Genomic DNA, 1,910 nt, shown 5'->3' with positions numbered 1-1,910 from the left:
TGATACTGAGTTTTGCTACCAGTCCTCTGGATATCTCCTCTCTTTCATCAAGCGAAAGCGCTAATCGGTGCCGCTTTCGCACGGAAGGACGGTAGCCGCCTGTCTGGTGGATAGTGGGCATAATAGATGAATGATATCTGTCGAACATTCTGGCGATATCATGCAGGGAATCGCCTTGCTTATATCTGTCCCAGATAATCGCCTTCTGCTCTGGCGTGTAGTTAATCCGAGTTCTTCGTTTCATGGCAACGTCCCCCTTGATTAAGGATAGCGTTGCATCGACCCATTGAACTCACAGCACAAAGCCGACTGTCAGATCGTAATTGAGCCAAACACTTTATAAGTTAATAAATCGTGAGAAAAATCATCGTATAATGACAGTCAGAAACCTTGAGCAATTTATTCAAATAATCAGTTGTCACCCTTGCATTCAGCATTGTACCTGTACATGTTATAGGCCCCTTCAGCTCAGCCAGACGTGTGGTCCAGCACGCCCTGTACGTCGTAGATTATGCGGCATCCAATGATGGTATACAAAAATGAGTACAGCTATGAGTACATTCAATTTGTGTATTTTTATAAAAACAATAAATTCAACAAGTTAATGAAAAAATCACAATTTAACGTCTAAATAAAATCTGCTGTCTCATGAGGTTTCATTGAATCTTATGATGATTGCGAACCCCATAAAATCCACGCAATTGCGTGGATTTTTCTTTTTATAGTGTCTCCCATTGCCTTATTAACATGGTCTGGGGAATTCCCTTCGATTGAATGTAGTTTTTGTAGTCCCGAATAAAGGGAATGATTAACTGACCTGTGAGCGCATGAATATTGCTTATAATTTTTTTACCAGAATAAAAGAAATTAATACTGAAGTGGACGGCATAGCTAGGATCTGCGCCTAATTTCCAGATTAAAAGTAGTGTTAGGCCTAGCTCTTTTCTGGGATCTTCTGGCCAGTCAAGAGTTGCACTTCCGACCATAGAACTCGCAGATTGCGCACTCTTTTCAAGAAAACTCTCTAAGTCAAGATCTGCAACTAAGTCTTTATTGTAAGGCTCAAGATCAGGATGTTTCAGAAGTTGAGCTAGCTTTTTTAAAGGACGTTCATAGGTTTGTACCTGTGAAGCCTGTAAGTCCAGAACGACATTATTAATTTCTACAAATATATCTTTTGACATCAATTTTCCTCGTTATTTTTAATTCTGAACTCTGTAGCTTTTTGGATTAAATTTTCACGATATGCTTGCTTCATTTGCTCGGCCAATGGACCAATAATCGAATTGGATGAGTATTGAGAGACTCGTTCGTCAACTATTTGATTTATTTTTTGAATTGCATTTTCAATACTGGCTGGATCTTGGGGGGCAAAATGCACAGCACCTAGATTTCCATCCAATTCACTCAGTGCCAACTGGGCCACTTTCAACTCTTTTTGTAGCTTGTCTAAACCGGTAATTTTTAACATGGTTGCAACCTACTGTTTTATTGACAATTTAGAGGTATTCAAGATTATACCTCGGGCTGGAAGATTATTCACACTGGAGTGGTCGACAAAATTTGGTCACGACATGAGAGATTTCTAGAAACGCTAAAAGTCCGCTGTTGGCTGTGAGTTCAATGGGTCGATGCAACGCTATCCTTAATCAAGGGGGACGTTGCCATGAAACGAAGAACTCGGATTAACTACACGCCAGAGCAGAAGGCGATTATCTGGGACAGATATAAGCAAGGCGATTCCCTGCATGATATCGCCAGAATGTTCGACAGATATCATTCATCTATTATGCCCACTATCCACCAGACAGGCGGCTACCGTCCTTCCGTGCGAAAGCGGCACCGATTAGCGCTTTCGCTTGATGAAAGAGAGGAGATATCCAGAGGACTGGTAGCAAAACTCAGTATCA

At 41.2% G+C, this 1,910-nt stretch carries 2 protein-coding genes and 2 pseudogenes; 1 reads left to right on the top strand and 3 read right to left on the bottom strand.

Annotated elements, in window-relative coordinates; genetic code table 11:
- The 3 genes and pseudogenes from E2L00_RS21265 to E2L00_RS21255 form a co-directional block, all read right to left on the bottom strand.
- Positions 1-244: pseudogene (locus E2L00_RS21265) on the bottom strand (IS30 family transposase); the annotation flags it as partial.
- A gap of 475 nt (positions 245-719) precedes the next feature.
- Positions 720-1,184: a hypothetical protein gene (locus E2L00_RS21260; RefSeq protein ID WP_236127795.1), complete on the bottom strand. Its 465-nt coding sequence runs from the start codon at positions 1,182-1,184 to the stop codon at positions 720-722.
- On the bottom strand, positions 1,184-1,471 hold the full coding sequence (locus tag E2L00_RS21255) for a hypothetical protein (protein ID WP_167615036.1): 288 nt from the start codon (positions 1,469-1,471) through the stop codon (positions 1,184-1,186). Before E2L00_RS21255 ends, E2L00_RS21260 begins: the two co-directional genes overlap by 1 nt.
- Positions 1,472-1,666: 195 nt before the next feature.
- Here E2L00_RS21255 and E2L00_RS21250 point away from each other — a divergent pair.
- Positions 1,667-1,910 (top strand): annotated as a pseudogene (locus E2L00_RS21250) (IS30 family transposase); the annotation flags it as partial.

This window comes from Cedecea colo (genome assembly GCF_011808225.1).
Classification (GTDB): domain Bacteria; phylum Pseudomonadota; class Gammaproteobacteria; order Enterobacterales; family Enterobacteriaceae; genus Dryocola; species Dryocola colo.
This window is presented reverse-complemented; position numbering and strand designations above follow the sequence as displayed.

Excerpts from the sequence above, each read along its gene's own strand:
- E2L00_RS21260 (WP_236127795.1), bottom strand. The coding sequence starts at position 1,184 with ATGTCAAAAGATATATTTGTAGAAATTAATAATGTCGTTCTGGACTTA.
- E2L00_RS21255 (WP_167615036.1), bottom strand. The coding sequence starts at position 1,471 with ATGTTAAAAATTACCGGTTTAGACAAGCTACAAAAAGAGTTGAAAGTG.